This window comes from Streptomyces sp. LARHCF249, from assembly GCF_052871255.1.
Genome location: NZ_JBIXJQ010000005.1, coordinates 393,111 through 407,743, shown reverse-complemented (window position 1 = coordinate 407,743; position 14,633 = coordinate 393,111). Strand labels below are relative to the sequence as shown.

Here is a 14,633-nt window from a genome sequence, read left to right as displayed (position 1 = left end):
GCCACGGTAGGCGGGTCCGGCCGGGTGCGCACACCGGGCGGCCCGGGACGTACCGCCGCAGAATCGGAGGCATGGACCTGCCGGTGATGCCGCCCGTGAAACCGATGCTCGCCAAGTCCGTGACGAAGATCCCGCCCGGGATGCAGTACGAGGCCAAGTGGGACGGCTTCCGGGCCGTCGTGCACCGCGACGGTGAGGAGATCGAGATCGGCAGCCGGACCGGCAAGAGCCTGAACCGGTACTTTCCCGAGCTGATGGCGGCCCTCAAGGAGAACCTGCCCGACCGCTGCGTCGTCGACGGCGAGGTCGTGATCGTCAACGGCGCGCGTCTCGACTTCGACCAACTGACCGAGCGCATCCACCCCGCCGCCTCGCGCGTGAAAATGCTCGCCGAGAGAACCCCCGCCAGCTTCGTCGCCTTCGACCTGCTCGCGCTCGGCGACGAGGCGCTCCTCGACGCCCCGCTCACCGAGCGCCGCAGCGCCCTCGCCCGGTCCCTCTCCACCGCTCGGCCCCCCGTCCACCTCGCGCCCGCGACCACCGACCCCGCGCTCGCGCAGGAGTGGTTCGAGCGGTTCGAGGGCGCCGGACTCGACGGGGTGATCGCCAAACCCCTCGATCTCCCCTACCGGCCCGATGCCCGCCTCATGTTCAAGATCAAGCACGAGCGTACGGCGGACGTCGTCCTCGCGGGTTTCCGTTTCCACAAGAGCGGTCCGATTGTCGGATCGCTGCTGCTCGGGCTGTACGACGGCCACGGCGCGCTCCAGCACGTCGGCGTGTGCGCCGCGTTCTCCATGAAGCGCCGCGCCGAGCTGGTCGAGGAGCTCGGACCCCTGCGCATGCCGGACGCCGAGGGCCATCCGTGGGCCGCCTGGGCCGAGGAGGCCGCCCACGAGAGCGCCCGGCTGCCCGGCGCGCAGAGCCGCTGGACCGGGAAGAAGGACCTGTCCTGGGTGCCGCTGCGCCCCGAGCGGGTCCTCGAGGTGTCGTACGACCACATGGAGGGCGACCGCTTCCGGCACACGGCCCAGTTCCGCCGCTGGCGGCCCGACCGTGCGCCGGAGAGCTGCACCTACGCCCAGCTGGAGGAGGTCGTCGGCTACGACCTCGCCGAGGTGCTCGGCGCTCCCCCGGCCGGCTGATCAGCGCCCAGAGGACGGCAACCGGCGACCGGCGACCGGCGAAGTCATCCCGCCGTGAGCTTCTCCCACTCCGCGCGGTCCGGTCCCGCCGCGTTCGGCTCGTAGTCCGGCCGCGCGGCCAGCCAGCGCGCCACCCTGGCGCGGATCTCCGGATCCGCGTACGCCCGCTCCGGCATGTCGGCCAGGTGCCGGACCCTGGCCCGGGCCCGCATCACCTCCGGATCCTCCAGCGCGCAGTCGAACAGCGCCGCCACCTCGCGCGCCGTCCCCGTACGCCCGACCCGGGTCGCGAACCGCTCCCCGATGGCCGCGTCGGCGACGGCCTGGAAGTCGAACCACGGCTTCAGGGTGCGCACCGCCCAGGCGTGGTGGTCGGCGGCGAACCCCTCCGATCCCGGGTCCCGGTGCGCCGTACGGGCCACCCTGCGGGCAGCCCACAGGGCGAGCGAGGTGCCCTGCCCGAGGGTCGGGTTGGTGTGCGTGATCGCGTCCCCGACCGGGACCAGCCCGGTCGCCACCGGCCCCCGCTCGTCGACCAGCGCGCTCCACCGGTTGTCGAGGCTCGCCGTGGCCAGCACCTCCGACAGCGGTGCGCCGCCGAGTGCGAGCCAGGCCGCGCCGGGCGGGAAGGAACGGGCCGCGGCCTCGAACACGGCGGGGTCGCGCAGCGCCGAGCGCGTGGTGTCCGTGGTGTGCACGAACAGCGTCACGGCGAAGACCCGGTTGTCGGCGGGGAAGACCGCGCACCCGGCGAAGGCGCCGCCCGTCACCGCCCAGGGGCGGCGCGGACCCTCGTCCATGCCGTCGGGCAGCCGGTACCAGCGGCAGAAGTACGCGAGCCCCGTGCGGTGCCGTTCCACGACCGGCGGGCGGCAGCCCGCCGCGGTGAGCCAGCGCTCGACCCCGCCGCGGCGCCCGCCCGCGTCCACCACGAGGTCCCCCTCGTAGCGCCCGGCATCCGTGGTCACTCCTGTCACCCGGACCCCGGCCCCGGCCCCGGCCCCGGCGCCATCCGCCGTGAGCAGCCCGGTGACCGGTTCCCCGTACCGCGAGACGACCCCCTGTTCGCCGCGCAGGGCGGTGGCCAGCGCGCTCTCCAGGAGGATCCGCCGCGCCTGGAGCATGACGAGGTCCTCGTCGCCGGAGCGCGCGGGCGGCCGTTCGTCGAACCAGTCCAGCTCGTGCCGCTCGCGCGCCCCCAGCCTCAGCATCTCCGCGTGGACATCGGGCAGTTCCTCGCGCAGGACGGTGCGCGCGGCCCCCAGCAGCGCGTGCGGCTGGCTCGCCTGCGGCACGGTCGGGCGCCGCCAGCCGAAGAAGTCGCGGTCGAGCGCCGTCCCCGGGGCGCGCGTGTCGCGCTCGAACAGTTCCGCCGTGTGACCCTGCCGTGCCGCGAGCAGGGCGGTGGCCAGCCCTCCGACACCTCCGCCGATGACCAGTACATGTGCCATTGGGCCCCCCTGAGCCGATGAACCGTACGACGATCACATCGCCCAGAGCCTGCACGATCGAAGGCCGTCCGAAACCCGCACAATTGTCCGAGGGGCGGGCATGGGCAGGCCCCGCAGGGCCTGCTCAGACCTGGGGGGCCGACGTATCCCCGCCCGCCGCGCGGTACGCCTCCACCGCGCGCCGGGTCTCCTCCTCGATCAGGTCCGTGTTGATCGCGACGGCCGCCCGCACCCCCTGGGCGGCCGCGCCGGCGACCTGCTCCATCGGGGAGGTCACATTGCCCGCCGCCCAGACACCCGGGTGCGCGGTGGCCCCGGTCGCCGGGTCGGACTCGACGCAGGTCCCGATGACGTGGCCGTCCCGCTCCAGAGCGGCCGTCGGCAGGCCCAGACCGCTCAGGACTCCGGAACGGGCGGTGAACCGGGGCGCCACCACGAGCGCCCCGCACCGGGCCGCTCCCCCGCCGGCCAGGGTCACCCCGGTCAGCCGGTCGTCCTCGACGAGGAGCCCGGTCACCTCGCCCTCGACGACCTCGACACCCCGGGCGGCCAGCAGCTCCCGGTCCCCGCCGGTGAGGCGCCAGGTGTGCGAGAGCAGGGTCGTCCGCGCGCTCCACTGCCGCCACATGCCGGCCTGGAACACGGCGAGGGGGCCGTCGGCCAGTACCGCGACCGGCTCGTCCCGCACCTCCCAGCCGTGGCAGTACGGGCAGTGCAGCACGTCCCGGCCCCAGCGCGCCCGCAGTCCGGGCACGGCGGGCAGCTCGTCCACCAGGCCGGTGGCGACCAGCAGCCGCCCCGCCCGGACGGTCGAGCCGTCCCCGCAGCGGACCAGGAAGCCCCCGTCGGGCAGCCGGTCCGCGGCGACGACCGTGCCCGGCCGGATCCGCCCGCCGTAGCCGGTGACCTCCGCCCGTCCCCGGGCCAGCAGGTCGGCCGGGCTCTGCCCGTCGTGGCCGAGGTACGCGTGCAGGTGCGCGGCGGGTGCGTTGCGCGGGCTGCCCGAGTCGACCACCAGCACCGAGCGGCGGGCGCGGACCAGGGTCAGCGCCCCGGCGAGCCCGGCGGCTCCGCCGCCGACGACCACCACGTCGAACCGTTCCGTCATCGCGTCTTCATCCTTCTCGCTGTCCACGTCCATACCGGTGAGGATCTTCCCGGCGAACCGCACTTGACAAATGTTGTTGCCGGAGCGGCAAATGGGAGCATGGCCACCGAGAAGCAGGACGAGGAACTCGCCGGCGTGCTGACCGCCGTGGGCCCCCGGCTGCGCGCCCTGCGACAGGAGCGCGGCACCACCCTGGCCCAGCTCAGCGAGGCCACCGGAATCTCCCTCTCCACCCTGTCCCGGCTCGAATCCGGACAGCGCAGGCCGACGCTGGAGCTGCTGCTCCCGCTGGCCAAGGCGCACCGGGTGGCGCTCGACGAGCTGGTCGGCGCGCCCGAGACGGGGGATCCGCGGATCCGCCCGCGCCCCCTCGTCCGCCACGGCACCACCATCGTGCCGCTGACCCGCCACTTCGGCGGGGTGCACGCCTTCAAACAGGTCTACCCGGCCGTCGAAGGCACTCCCCCCGTGCCGGAACTGCGCGTCCACGAGGGCTACGAGTGGCTGTACGTGCTCTCCGGGCGCATCCGGCTGCTGCTGGGCGAGCACGACCTCGTCCTCGGCCCCGGGGAGGTCGCCGAGTTCGACACGCGCACCCCGCACGCCTTCTTCAACGCGGGCCCGCACGGGGCGGAGTGCCTGAGCCTCTTCGGGCCTCAGGGCGAGCGGATCCACGTCCGCGCAAGGCCCACCACCTCACCGGAAGGACGTAGATGAGCACCACCGACGAGCGCCCCGAACGCCCCGAGCGGGCCGCCCCGCAGCCCAACGCCGTCGTCGGAGTCGGCCTGGTCGTGGTCGGCCCGGACGGCCGGATCCTGCTCGGCCAGGCGCACGACGGCCGCTGGGAGCTGCCCGGTGGCAAGGTCGACCCCGGGGAGGGCTTCGAGCAGGCCGCCGCCAGGGAACTGGCCGAGGAAACGGCTCTGCAGGCGGACCCCGAGGGGATCCGGATCCTCTCCGTGCGGATCGACTCGACGTCGGGCCCGACCCGCCTGACGGCGGCCGCCGTGACCACGACGGCCCGCGGCGTCCCCGCCGTCACCGAGCCGCACAAGATCGCCCGCTGGCAGTGGTTCGCCCCGGCCGACATCCCCGCGGCCCTCTACGCGCCGTCCGCGGGGGTGCTGCACACCTGGCGCCCGGACCTCACGACGCTGCCGCAGGAGCCCTCGTACGACTACCCGACCGCGACCGCGACCGGGACGACGCCCCCGGCTCCGCCCACCACCACGCCGTAGGCCCGGACGACGACCGCCTCAGCTCACCGCGATGACCGTCACCACCGTGACCGCCGCCATCGCCGCCTGCATGTCGCGGATGGCGGCGCGCACGCTCTCGGCCGCCCACTGGCCGGCGGCTATCTCCGCCATCCGCGACGCGACCTGCTTGCGCGGAACGTCAGGGAAGGCGAGCCCGTGCAGCTTGGCCGCGTGGAGCAGCGCGACGAGACCGGCCGTGCGCTCGTCCGCTTCGCCGCCCTCGAGCACGACGGCGGCGAGCCGCTCCCGCAGCGCCCGCTCGACCGCGCCGTCGGCCTCGGGGTAGCGGCGCCGCGGGAACACCCCGAGCACCTTGCTCTCCTCCACCGCGACCACGCCGCGCGCCCGCAGCCGTTCCACGGCGGCGCCGACCGCCTTGGCCTGGTCCTTCGTCAGCCAGTCCGCCACCCGGCGCTTGCTGCGTCCGCGCAGCCAGGTCCCGATCAACCGGAGCCGGCCGTCGAGCAGTTCCTCTCCGGTGGGCGTCTCGTCCGCCAGCTCCAGATACGCGCCCTTCACCGATACCCGGCCCGCCAGGACGAGTTCGAGCAGGAGCCCGCCCGCCACGGCCCAGCCCACCGCCTGCCGCTGCCGCGCCGCCCCGGACTCGTCGTCCAGGGAGAGCAGCATGATCTCCTCCGCCAGCGTGACGGCCATGAGCGATACCCCCGTTCCTCGCGTTCCCCGCAAAGAAGGACGCCCGACGGCCACCGCAGGTTCCCGTCCCCGCCCCCCTCCGTCCGCTACGCCACCGCCCGCGGCGCGAAGTTGCCCTCGCCCAGGTCCTCCGCCAGCAGTCGTTTCGCGATCGCGTCCGCCGCCACCCGCAGCTCCGCGCTCCGCGGCCGGCCGCGGTCCTTCTCCAACTGGTCGCCGAGCCAGTCGGCCCACGCCGCCGAGATGACGCCGGCCTCCCGTTGCCCGGCCGGCGTGAGGGCGAAGAAGGTGCCCTCGCGGGTGAGGTAGCCCTCCTCCACCATCCGGTCGAAGACCGGGAGCAGTACCTCCGACGGCACGGAACGGCGGCCGGCGATCAGGCCGAGGCTGGCGTAGCCCACCGTCCGGGTCATCAGTTCCACCTGCATCACCGCCCACGCGCCCGCCATGTCCAGCCGGGTGTCGGAGGCGTGGACGATCGAGCGCGCCGTCTCCGCCCCCATGCTCCGTACGAGTTTGCCGACCGCCAGCTCCAGCAGCTTGGCCGAATCCCCGCTGGCCGTGGTCGGCGAGGCGAAGCCGTCCCCCATGTCCGTCGACCCGGCGCGGGCGCTGTCGCGCAGCTTGACCTGCTTGAGGAAGAGCCCGACGACCAGCCCGAACACCGCCACCGGCACGGTCCAGAGGAACACCGTGTGCAGGGCCTGCGCGTAGGCGTCGATCACCGGTCCCGCGGCCACCGGATCGAGGCCGTGCACCCCTTGCGGGCTCGACGCGGCCTCGGCCAGCTGCGCCGGGTCCTCCCCGGTGAGCCGCGCCGCCTCCGCGACCCCCGCCTTCAGCTCGGGCCCCAGGCTGTTCGCGTAGATCGTTCCGAACACCGCCGTCCCGAAGGAGCTGCCGAGCGTGCGGAAGAACGTGACCCCTGAGGTGGCCGTGCCGAGGTCGGCGTAATCCACGGTGTTCTGCACGGCGATCGTCAGCACCTGCATGGACAGGCCGATGCCCGTACCGAGCACGAACATGTACAGCGACTCCAGCAGCGTGCTCGTCCCGGGCCCCATCCGCGAGAGCAGGTACAGGCCGACGCCCATGACGGCGCAGCCCGCGATCGGGAAGATCCGGTACCGGCCGGTCTTGCTGACGACGTTGCCGCTGAAGATCGAGGCGAGCAGCAGCCCGAAGACCATGGGCAGGGTCCGGACGCCCGAGATCGTGGCCGAGTCCCCGTCGACGTACTGGAGGTAGGTCGGCAGGAAGGTCATCGCGCCGAGCATCGCGAACCCGACGACGAAGCTGAGGACGGAGCAGACGGAGAAGACCGGGTTGCGGAAGAGCCGCATGGGGAGCATCGGCTGCGCGGCCCGCGTCTCGGCCAGGCAGAACAGGGCCAGCGCGACGGCGCCGCCCGCGAACAGGCCGATGATCGGCGCCGAGCTCCAGGCGTACTCGTTCCCGCCCCAGCTGGTGGCCAGGATCAGGGCGCTCGAACCGACCGCCACCAGGGCGATGCCCAGGTAGTCGATGACCGGCTTGCCCGCGGCCCGTACCGACGGGATCGTCCGGGCGGCCGCGATGACGACGAGGATCGCGATCGGCACGTTGACGTAGAAGCACCACCGCCAGCTCAGCTGGTCGGTGAACAGCCCGCCGAGGAGCGGCCCGATGACGGTGGCGACGCCGAAGACGGCGCCGATCATGCCCTGGTACTTGCCTCGTTCCCGCAGCGGCACCACATCGGCGATCAGGGCCATCGCGGTGACCATCAGGCCGCCGGCCCCGATGCCCTGGACTCCGCGCCACAGGATCAGGAGCGTCATGTTGCCGGCCAGGCCGCACAGGAAGGAGCCGCTGATGAAGATGACGGCCGACACCTGGAAGATCAGCTTCCGGCCGAACAGATCGCCGAACTTGCCCACCAGCACCGTCGCGACGGTCTCCGCGAGCAGGTAGGAGGTCACCACCCACGACATGTGGTCCCCGCCGCCGAGATCCGCCACGATCGTGGGCAGGGCGGTGCCCACGATCGTCTGGTCGAGGGCGGCCAGCAGTACGCCGAGCATGATCGTGCCGAAGATGACGTTGCGCCGCCGCCGGTCGAGCACGGGGGGCGCGGCCTGCGGTGCGGCAGGGGTTTCGGCGGGGGCAGTGGTCACCCTCGCACTCTCACAGCCTCCCCGCCCGGCCGCATGCGGCACTGGGCCGTACGGCCGACCGCAGGAAGCGCCCCGCGCGGGCGTCAGCGCAGGTAGGCCAGGCCCGGATGCTCGGACGCGTACCCCTCCAGCAGCCGCCGGGCCACCCCCACCGAGTCCACCAGCGGGTGCAGTGCGAAGGCCTTCACCGCGGCCGCCCGGGAGCCGCTGGCCGCGGCCGCCAGGACCTCGCGCTCGACCGCCTTGACGGCCGTCACCAAGCCGACCGCGTGCAGCGGCAGCGGGGCGACCCCCACCGGGTGGGCGCCGTTGGCGTCGACCAGGCAGGGCACCTCGATCACGGCTTCCGCGTCGAGGACCGACAGGGTCGAACCGTTGCGGACGTTGAGGATCAGCGTGGCCCGCTCGTCCCGGGCGATGGCCCGCATCAGCGCGAGCGCCACCTTCTCGTAGCCGCCGGACTCCAGGTCGCTCTCGTCGCGCTCGCCGACACCCGCCGCCTCGCGGTTCTCGGCCATGTACGTGGCCTCGCGCTCGGCCCGGGTCCGGTCCCAGGCGGCCAGCGCCGCCCCGGCCGGCAGCCCGGCCCGGCCCGCCTCGGCGTAGAACCCGCGCTGCTGGTCGCGCAGGAAGGCCCCGCGCGTCTGCTCGGCCTCCTGGTACGCCCGTACGGTGTCACGGTTGAAGTAGTAGTAGTGCAGGTACTCGTTGGGGATCGCGCCGAGGGAGCGCAGCCACTCGGCGCCGAAGAGCCGGCCCTCCTCGAAGGACTCCAGCGCCTCGGTGTCGGCCAGCAGCCGGGGCAGTTCGTCGCGGCCGCCGACGTGCAGCCCGCGCACCCAGCCCAGGTGGTTCAGGCCGACGTAGTCGATCCAGGCCTCCTGCGGCCTGGCGCCCAGCAGCCGGGCGATGCGCCGGCCGAGCCCCACGGGCGAGTCGCAGATGCCGATCACGCGCTCGCCGAGCTCCTCGGCCATCGCCTCGGTCACCAGGCCGGCCGGGTTGGTGAAGTTGATGACCCAGGCGTCGGGAGCGCCACGGGCGATCCTGCGCGCGAGTTCCCGGGCCACCGGCACGGTCCGCAGGCCGTACGCGATCCCGCCCGCGCCCACCGTCTCCTGGCCCAGCACCCCCTCGGCCAGCGCGATCCGCTCGTCGCCGGCCCGCCCCTCGAGACCGCCGACCCGGATGGCCGAGAACACGAAGTCGGCCCCGCGCAGGGCCCCGTCGAGGTCGCCGGTGGCCGTGACGGCCGGGGCGTCGGGCACCCCGGCGGCGGCCGCCTGGTCCGCGAGCACCCGGGCCATGGCGCCGAGCCGCGCCGGATCCGCGTCGTACAGGGTCACCTCGGTCACCCGGCCCTCGGCGCGGTCGCCGAGGAGCGCTCCGTAGACGAGGGGTACCCGGAAACCGCCCCCGCCGAGGATCGTCAGCCGCACGCCCTTACCGCCCTTCACCGACACCAGTGCCACGATCGGCGACACGGGACCGGCACGGCGTCCGCGGCGCGCGACCTACGGGGACCAGTCTCCCCCGGCCGCTCACTCCCCCAGCGACGGCACGGCGCGCAGTCTGGCGCCCTGCTGCTGGGCGGTCCCGCCGCCCCGGACCGGACCCAGCGGCGCGCCCTGCGGCGCCGAGAGGATCAGGGTGATCCGGGTCAGCCCCATCCCGTCCAGCATCCGACTGGTCTCGGCCACCATCCGGCAGCGCACCAGCCCCCGCCGCGGGTCGGGGTGGCGCACGGTCCGCACCGCCCCGTCCTGTTCGGCCGCCGCGGCTCCGCGCATGCTCAGCCAGTGCGGCACCCCGTAGCGGTAGGCCGCCTCCATGAACGGATCGCGGGCCACCTCCTGGCGGATGCTGCGCAGCCCCTCGTCCTCCGGGGCCGCGGCGAGCGCGGTGGCGAACTGGGCCAGCAGCGGTACGCACCAGCCCGGTTCGTGGTCCTCCAGCACGGCCGCGGCGTCCGGGTGGAACAGCACGAAGCGCAGGAAGTTGTCGTCGGGCAGGGCCGTCGGATGCGGCCGGACCGACTGGAAGAGCTGGTCGAAGGCGGAGTTGGTGAGCGCGACGTCCCAGCGGTGGTCCACCAGGAAGCTCGGGTAGGGAACGGCTTCCATGAGGGCCGCGTAGTCGCACAGGTAGTCGCGCTGCGCGGGGTCCTCGGGCAGCCGGTTCTCCTCGGCCGCCCGCCAGGTGGGCGGGGGGTCGCGGTCGACCATGACGCGGAAGAGCCAGAAGCACTGCCGCTCGCTCATCTCCAACGCCTCTGCCAGGGCCAGCAGTTTGCGGTCCGTCCACTCCTTGACCAGGCCGCGTTCCCAATTGCCGTACGCGCGCACGCTGATGCGCAGCCGAGCGGCGAGGTCCTCCTGGCTCAGCCCCAGCTCCTCGCGGCGCTGGCGCAAAATCTCCTTGCGTCGCTCCGACCGCACGGCGCCGCGTGCGGACTCCTCGCCCGCCAGGCGCTCCTCACCGGCTCGGGCGAGGCCGTCGGCCGGGCCCACCGCTGCGAGATGTGGCACCGAGAGCTCCCCCTCCTCACGGTCTGGATCTTCATTTCCGTGTGGCGATCCTGCTACCGACTTCATTCGAGTGTCAACTATTGTGGCAATTCCAGCCTCTTGACAGCTCATTCCCGCCACAGCTGTGGCACGTTCTAGCCCTTCGGGGCGATAACGGCTAGATTCCAGAAGCCGACCATGTGCCCGTACCGACTTCGTGCGAACTAGGAGAACCCCTGGTGACAGACGGCTTCCCGGCTCCCGTCGCGGTGGCCCACGCACCCCTGGCAGCCACCGTCACGCGCGTCGCCGACCTCGCGGGCAAGCTGGGCCGCGACCTGAACCAGGTCTTCGACCTGCGGCGTCTCTCGGAGGCGTCCGGCGTGCCCACGGACGTGGTCAGGATCCTGCTCGACGGCAGGCCGGCCGGCGAACCCGATCTCCAGACCCGGTTCCTCCAGCGCCTCGACCTGCTGCGGCGCACCCGGGTCAAACCCAACGGCCGCCGCTACACGCAGCAGGAGATCGCGGACGGCGCCGGGATGTCCCGGCAGCAGGCAGGCGCCCTGATCAACGGCGACCGCCGCCCCACCATGGAGCATTGCGACGCGATCCAGCGCTTCTTCGGGGTGCACGCCGGATTCCTCACCGCCCACGACGCGGACGCCCTCACCGACGCGCTCCAGCGCACCGAGCAGCAGCTGCTCCAGGACTTCGCGGGCCGCGCGCGGGAAAACGTACCGGCCGCAGCCGCTTCGGCGGGCGATCCGCTGGCAAGACTCCTCCAGAACCACGGTGTGCGGGGCATCGCCTGGAGAGCCGCTCAACTGCCCAGCGACAAGCACCGGGACAAGGTGACCGAATGGCTGGACATGCTCCTCGAAAGCGTCAAACCGAACGAATCCTGACCCAGTCGAAACATCTGGGTCTGATCCTTGAGTCCTGATCCGGATCCGCGCCGACGGGGAGAACGGTGAGCATAGGCAGAGAGCAGCGGCGGTTGTGCGGGGAGTTGGTGGCCGGGATCCGGCTGACCGCCCCCGTGGAACCCGTGGACCTCTACGCCGCCCTCTGCGAGGGCATGAGCAGACACCGCGGCCGCCGGGTGGACTTCCGGATGGCCTCGTTCCCGCCGGGGACGGCCAGCGGCCTGTGGCTCGACATGGCGGACCGCGATCTCGTGGTCATCGAGGAGCGCACGGCACCCGACCACCAGTTGGTGATCCTGGGCCACGAGTTGTGGCACATGAAGGCCGGCCACTGCAGCCACCACGTCGACGGCGCCGCCGTCGCCGCCAGGCTGCTGTCCGACGAGGCCGACATCGGCGAGACCGTCCGCCGCGTCGCCGCGCGCACGCGTGCCGACGTACGGGAGGAGAGCGAGGCCGAGACCTTCGGCTTACTGCTGGGCAGCCGGTGCCGTACCTGGCTCGCCGGGTCGGCGAGCCACCGGGCGCCGGCACAGCGGGACCATTTGGCGGGCCGGATCGAGGCAGCGCTGGGCTATCGGGGGCACAGGAACGATCGTTGAACGGCCAGGACTACTACATACCGGCAGCCGCGATGGCGGTCTCGCTCGCCTTCAAGCTGCCGGCCCTGCGCCACAACTGGCGTGATCCGCTGCTCCGCTCGGTCTGCGCACTGCTGACGCTGGCCGGAGCCGTGTTCGCCTTCGCCGCCCCGCCCACCATCGCGGCGGTCAACCGCTGGACCGGGGTGCCGAACATCTCCGCCCCGCTGGTGTACTGCCTGATCACCGCGTTCAGCGCGTCCTGCCTGGTGCTGGTCGTCAACTGGCGGGGCGGACCGCCCGAGGAGACCCGCCGCACCTCGCGGCGCTGGATCCTCGGCTACAGCGTCGTGATCGTGGCCCTGGTCGTGCTGTTCGCCCTGGGCGACGCTCCGGAGGAGCGGCTCCGCGACCTCGACACCCACTACGCGAACACCCCGTACATCCGCGAGATGATCGCCCTCTACCTGGCGGCGCACAACGTGGCCGCGGTGGTGATGGTGGCCATGTGCTGGCGCTGGTCCCTCCAGGTGCGGGGCTGGCTGCGGGTCGGCCTGATGATCATCGTCGCGGGCTACATGTTCAACCTCAGCTACGACGCCACCAAGATGTCCGCGGTCATCGCCCGCTGGGCCGGCCACGACCTCGACTTCCTCAGCACGCTCGTCGCCCCGCCGCTGGCCTCCGTCGGAGCGCTGATCAGCGCGATCGGCTTCGTGCTCCCGCTCGTGTGCCAGCGGCTGTCGGACAACTGGGAGACCTGGACGACGTACCGCAGGCTCGGTTCGCTGTGGCAGGAGGTGCAGATCTCCGCGCCCGGCGGCACCCCGTCCGTGCGGATGGCCTGGTGGTCCGCCGCCGAGCTGCGCGTGATCCAGCGCGAGTCGGACATCCATGACGGATTCCTGCACCTCGGCCCGTACTTCGACCGGCGGCTGCGCGACGAGGCCCATGAGCGCGCCCTCGCGGAGGGGGCCGACGAGGCGACCGCCCGTGCGGTCGCCGACGCCGCCATGGTCGCGGCCGCCGTACAGGCCCGCTCGGCGGACCCCGAGGGCAAGGTCATCGGGGCCGGCGAGGAGACCGTGCTCGACACCGCGGACGGGCCGCGCGACCTGCTGCGGATCTCCCACGCCCTGCGGCATTCGCCGGTGGTGCAGGCGGTCCGGCAGCAGGCCGCGCTGTCCGGGAGCGGCCACGCCTGAGCGGCGGACCCAACGGCCGTGCGCTCAGCGCGCGGCGGCCACCGCCGTCGCCGGGAACAGCTCCTGGAAGGGGCCGGCGGAGTCGTTCCCTTCCCGGCCGTAGGGCGCGTCGAAGCTCCACACCATGAACAGCAGGAACACGATCAGCGCGCTGAACAGCCCCGCCAGCAGCAGCTCCCGCCCCGAGCGGCTGATCTGCAGGGTGAAGATCAGCCCGACCGTGACCACCCCGCCGACGAGGAGCCCGAACCACACCACGCTCGGCAGCGTGGAATCCGAGCTCTGCGTGCGCGAGTGGCGGGCGTCGTCGGCCGCGGCGATGTGGTCCAGCAGCGGCTGGTAGGCCTGCGCCTGGAGCTCGGTGGCCGGGCTCTGGTGGGTGACGTCGCTGCGCAGCTTGCCGAGGAGTTGCGCCCCCTCGGCCGAGGCGCCCTCCCCGGAGGTCAGCAGCGGCCAGTCCACGGCGACCGTGTGGGCGACGTACGCGTCCACCTCGCCGCGGATCCGGTCGCGGACGGCGGCCGGGTAGACGTCGGCGCGCTGGGTGACCTCGTACAGCGCCTGGGCCTCGCGGCGGACGCTGTCCTCGGCGGCTCCGCGCGCCTCCCAGACGCCCGCGATGGCCAGACCCAGCACGATCGCGTAGACCACGCCCACCATCATGGTCATGTACTCGATGACATCGGGGGTTTCGCTGGTGTCCTCGTCGTCCGCGACCCGGCGGTGCCGGATCAGGGTGATGGCGAGGACGAGGGCGCAGACGAGCGCCATGGCGATGGCCAGGACCAGCCATTCGGACACGTGGGTTCTCCCGTGATGGTTCGGTGGGGTGGCTCGGTGGGGTGGTTCGGTACGTGGAGGTGCGGCGTCGGTCAGCCGCGGCTCCTGGAGCGGGGGCGCAGGGCGGCGGCCGCCAGTACGGCCGGGGTCGTGACGACGACCATGAGCATCACGGTGGACATCCCGCCGGGGCCGCGCCGGTCCAGGGCGACAGAGCGGTACGGACGCACGTGGAAGGCGCTCACGGGCGCGGCCGCGGCCCTGGGCCGGGGCGGGGCGGGTGCGTCCGCCCGGTCCGGTCCGGGAGCGGACCCGGGATCGGGCGCGGGCGCCGGCGGCTGCGTCCCCCCGGCCCGGGCCTCCGCGGCGGGCCCCGCCGGACTCGGCGGCTCCGGCGCGGCGGGCGGCCGCGCCGGCTCGGGCCGGTCCGCGGCGGCGGGCGGCTCCGGGGACCGCCCCGGGTGGTGCACGGTGGGCCGCTCGGCTCCGGGCGCGCCCGTCCGTACCGAGGGCGGCCGGAACACGGGCCGCCCCGGTTCCCCGCCCGGCACGCACACGTCGACCCGGGCGCCGCGGCCGTGCCCGTCGCCCGCGACCGCCACGTGCCCGTGCAACGGGCAGAGGGCGGCCACCAGGCCCGCCCCGGCGAGGTACTGCCAAGCGGTCACCGCGTGTCCTCCCGATCTCCGCAGCGCACATGAGGTCCATGAGGTTCATGAGGGTTACGGCTGAAGAAACGATCACGGCCCCGCTTCGACACGCGGCAGACCGGACAAGATCATTGACCGAGCAGATCGGATCGGGTTCGGCGCGTCACGTCATGAATACGACAATCCGAGCGCAGGATGCTCC

Annotated in this window: 14 protein-coding genes; 6 read left to right on the top strand and 8 right to left on the bottom strand. The window is 73.3% G+C overall.

Annotated features, from left to right (window positions below; all coding sequences use genetic code 11):
• Positions 1-71: 71 nt before the first annotated feature.
• The gene (locus ACIPUC_RS16760; RefSeq protein ID WP_446590122.1) at positions 72-1,145 is read left to right on the top strand and encodes an ATP-dependent DNA ligase; all 1,074 of its coding nucleotides are present in this window, start codon (positions 72-74) and stop codon (positions 1,143-1,145) included.
• 44 nt (positions 1,146-1,189) lie between these two features.
• On the opposite strand, the gene ACIPUC_RS16755 is transcribed toward ACIPUC_RS16760, so the two are convergent.
• Positions 1,190-2,596 (bottom strand): NAD(P)/FAD-dependent oxidoreductase, encoded by a 1,407-nt coding sequence (locus ACIPUC_RS16755; protein ID WP_446590121.1) that lies wholly within the window; start codon positions 2,594-2,596, stop codon positions 1,190-1,192.
• Positions 2,597-2,720: 124 nt separating this feature from the next.
• On the bottom strand, positions 2,721-3,737 hold the full coding sequence (locus ACIPUC_RS16750) for an NAD(P)/FAD-dependent oxidoreductase (protein WP_446590449.1): 1,017 nt from the start codon (positions 3,735-3,737) through the stop codon (positions 2,721-2,723).
• 66 nt (positions 3,738-3,803) lie between these two features.
• On the opposite strand from ACIPUC_RS16750, the gene ACIPUC_RS16745 reads away from it, so the two are divergent.
• Together ACIPUC_RS16745 and ACIPUC_RS16740 are read left to right on the top strand one after the other, a co-directional pair.
• Positions 3,804-4,421 carry a helix-turn-helix domain-containing protein gene (locus ACIPUC_RS16745; RefSeq protein ID WP_446590120.1) on the top strand — a complete coding sequence of 206 codons (618 nt, stop codon included), beginning with the start codon at positions 3,804-3,806 and terminating at the stop codon, positions 4,419-4,421.
• Complete coding sequence (locus tag ACIPUC_RS16740) at positions 4,418-4,945, top strand: nucleotide triphosphate diphosphatase NUDT15 (protein ID WP_446590118.1); 528 nt, start codon at positions 4,418-4,420, stop codon at positions 4,943-4,945. Before ACIPUC_RS16745 ends, ACIPUC_RS16740 begins: the two co-directional genes overlap by 4 nt.
• An 18-nt stretch (positions 4,946-4,963) precedes the next feature.
• Here ACIPUC_RS16740 and ACIPUC_RS16735 read toward each other — a convergent pair whose 3' ends face one another.
• The 4 genes from ACIPUC_RS16735 to ACIPUC_RS16720 form a co-directional block, all read right to left on the bottom strand.
• Positions 4,964-5,623, bottom strand: coding sequence for a GOLPH3/VPS74 family protein (locus tag ACIPUC_RS16735; protein ID WP_446590117.1), 660 nt, complete (start codon positions 5,621-5,623; stop codon positions 4,964-4,966).
• An 86-nt stretch (positions 5,624-5,709) separates the two neighbouring features.
• The gene (locus tag ACIPUC_RS16730; RefSeq protein WP_446590115.1) at positions 5,710-7,779 is read right to left on the bottom strand and encodes an MDR family MFS transporter; all 2,070 of its coding nucleotides are present in this window, start codon (positions 7,777-7,779) and stop codon (positions 5,710-5,712) included.
• An 83-nt stretch (positions 7,780-7,862) separates the two neighbouring features.
• On the bottom strand, positions 7,863-9,218 hold the full coding sequence (locus ACIPUC_RS16725; RefSeq protein ID WP_446590448.1) for a 6-phospho-beta-glucosidase: 1,356 nt from the start codon (positions 9,216-9,218) through the stop codon (positions 7,863-7,865).
• Between the two features lie 102 nt (positions 9,219-9,320).
• Complete coding sequence (locus ACIPUC_RS16720; protein ID WP_446590114.1) at positions 9,321-10,307, bottom strand: helix-turn-helix domain-containing protein; 987 nt, start codon at positions 10,305-10,307, stop codon at positions 9,321-9,323.
• 218 nt (positions 10,308-10,525) lie between these two features.
• On the opposite strand from ACIPUC_RS16720, the gene ACIPUC_RS16715 reads away from it, so the two are divergent.
• The 3 genes from ACIPUC_RS16715 to ACIPUC_RS16705 all read left to right on the top strand — a co-directional run bounded on the left by ACIPUC_RS16715 (position 10,526) and on the right by ACIPUC_RS16705 (position 13,001).
• Entirely contained in the window at positions 10,526-11,194 is a 669-nt protein-coding gene (locus ACIPUC_RS16715; RefSeq protein ID WP_446590113.1) for a helix-turn-helix domain-containing protein, read from the top strand.
• Between the two features lie 65 nt (positions 11,195-11,259).
• Positions 11,260-11,817: a toxin-antitoxin system, toxin component gene (locus tag ACIPUC_RS16710; RefSeq protein ID WP_361752715.1), complete on the top strand. Its 558-nt coding sequence runs from the start codon at positions 11,260-11,262 to the stop codon at positions 11,815-11,817.
• Positions 11,814-13,001 carry an MAB_1171c family putative transporter gene (locus ACIPUC_RS16705; RefSeq protein WP_446590111.1) on the top strand — a complete coding sequence of 396 codons (1,188 nt, stop codon included), beginning with the start codon at positions 11,814-11,816 and terminating at the stop codon, positions 12,999-13,001. The genes ACIPUC_RS16710 and ACIPUC_RS16705 overlap by 4 nt, the downstream gene beginning before the upstream one ends.
• Positions 13,002-13,025: 24 nt before the next feature.
• Here the strand turns inward: ACIPUC_RS16705 and ACIPUC_RS16700 are convergent, their stop codons facing one another.
• Both ACIPUC_RS16700 and ACIPUC_RS16695 read right to left on the bottom strand, forming a co-directional pair.
• The gene (locus tag ACIPUC_RS16700) at positions 13,026-13,802 is read right to left on the bottom strand and encodes a bestrophin-like domain (RefSeq protein WP_446590110.1); all 777 of its coding nucleotides are present in this window, start codon (positions 13,800-13,802) and stop codon (positions 13,026-13,028) included.
• 71 nt (positions 13,803-13,873) lie between these two features.
• A complete protein-coding gene (locus ACIPUC_RS16695) occupies positions 13,874-14,449 on the bottom strand; it encodes a hypothetical protein (protein WP_446590108.1) in 576 nt (191 codons plus the stop codon).
• Positions 14,450-14,633 lie beyond the last annotated feature (184 nt).

Coding starts and splice junctions, on each gene's coding strand:
- ACIPUC_RS16755 (WP_446590121.1), bottom strand. CDS start 2,596: ATGGCACATGTACTGGTCATCGGCGGAGGTGTCGGAGGGCTGGCCACC.
- ACIPUC_RS16735 (WP_446590117.1), bottom strand. CDS start 5,623: ATGGCCGTCACGCTGGCGGAGGAGATCATGCTGCTCTCCCTGGACGAC.
- ACIPUC_RS16745 (WP_446590120.1), top strand. CDS start 3,804: ATGGCCACCGAGAAGCAGGACGAGGAACTCGCCGGCGTGCTGACCGCC.
- ACIPUC_RS16760 (WP_446590122.1), top strand. CDS start 72: ATGGACCTGCCGGTGATGCCGCCCGTGAAACCGATGCTCGCCAAGTCC.
- ACIPUC_RS16750 (WP_446590449.1), bottom strand. CDS start 3,737: ATGGACGTGGACAGCGAGAAGGATGAAGACGCGATGACGGAACGGTTC.
- ACIPUC_RS16740 (WP_446590118.1), top strand. CDS start 4,418: ATGAGCACCACCGACGAGCGCCCCGAACGCCCCGAGCGGGCCGCCCCG.